Genomic DNA, 1,374 nt, shown 5'->3' with positions numbered 1-1,374 from the left:
ACATATAAACTCTTAAGTGGTAAAAACTTCTATGGTCAAATGGCTAGCAATAAAAACCTTTCAAATATTACTTTAATCTATGATAATCCTAAAAACAAAGCTCATGAAAAAATGAATGATTTATATTTTAAACAAGACATACTCACTCCAAGTATTAAAGAAGATATTTTTGTAGTTAATGGCTTTCATAGTTCTAACTCAGCTAATACTACCCTAAATCAAATCAGCTATATACCTTTTTTAGTTTCAGCCTATACCTTTAATGCAAAAGCAAATAATAATACCTTAGTATTAAAAGCAGGGGAATTATCTTCAGTATATTATTTAAAACCTACCGATAAAGAAGTAATTAATCCTAAAGCTAGTGGCTTAGATAATAAATATAATTTTTTAATCACTCCAGCCATAGCAAGAAAAGGTGAAGCAAGCAATAACACTTTAAATTTCTTAAAAGATGCCTATGTAAATATGGGTGTTGAAAACACCTATACCTTACCTTTAAATGGTGCTCCTTATATCTTAGGTGCTTTTGGGGTTGATGCTAATACTAATAATAATACTGTGATATTAAATAAGGGAGTAAAGATAGACTTTCATACTACTCCTTATAAACAAAGCACTTTAGGGGATAATATTTTTGATGAGAGAATGACTCATGTAGTAGGAGCTTATACTTATAATGCTAATGCTAAAAATAATAAGGTTATTATAGATGGAGCTTCTTTATTAGTCCATGGTCCAAGTGGAGCTTATTCAACATCAGCTGCTACTCACTTAGGTGGAGCTTTTGTAGATGTAAATAACAATCAAAGCTATGAAGTAAGCAATAATAGTGTAATTATTAATGATTTAAAACTAGATTTAAGAGTGGATACTAAAAATACTCCATTAGCATACAATGCTATTTTAGTAGGAGCAGTTTATGGGGGTAAAATCATACAAGGTAATGCTTATAAAAACACCATAGATATAAAAGACTTACAAACCTTATTAGCATTAAATACCAATATAGAAGTAAAAGCACTCTTAGACTTTTATGCAGGTATAACTAATAATGGTATGGCTAATGATAATGTTATTTATATGAATTTGAAAAAGCCATTTGAAATCAATTTTAATTTTACCGGTAAAGATGAAATCAATCTTTATGGCGGGGTAGCTACTAAAGGAGCTAGTAGAAATAGTATAAATATAGAAGGAAGTATTACTCAAGGAGTAACAGATAAAAAAAGATATGATAAGATTAATATTATTGCTGCGCAAACTCTAAGCTCTAAAGCAAATAATAATAGTATTAATATCAGTAATTCTAATTCTGATATTCCTATGTTTTTATATGCAGTTATGTCTGAAGATGGTAAATATTATGCAAGC

The 1,374-nt window shown here is 28.8% G+C and carries 1 pseudogene; it reads left to right on the top strand.

The window, feature by feature from the left end:
- A pseudogene (locus tag E2O22_RS07955) lies at positions 1 to 1,374 on the top strand (hypothetical protein); the annotation flags it as partial.

The organism is Campylobacter lari (assembly GCF_004357905.1).
GTDB lineage: Bacteria > Campylobacterota > Campylobacteria > Campylobacterales > Campylobacteraceae > Campylobacter_D > Campylobacter_D lari_D.
This window is presented reverse-complemented; position numbering and strand designations above follow the sequence as displayed.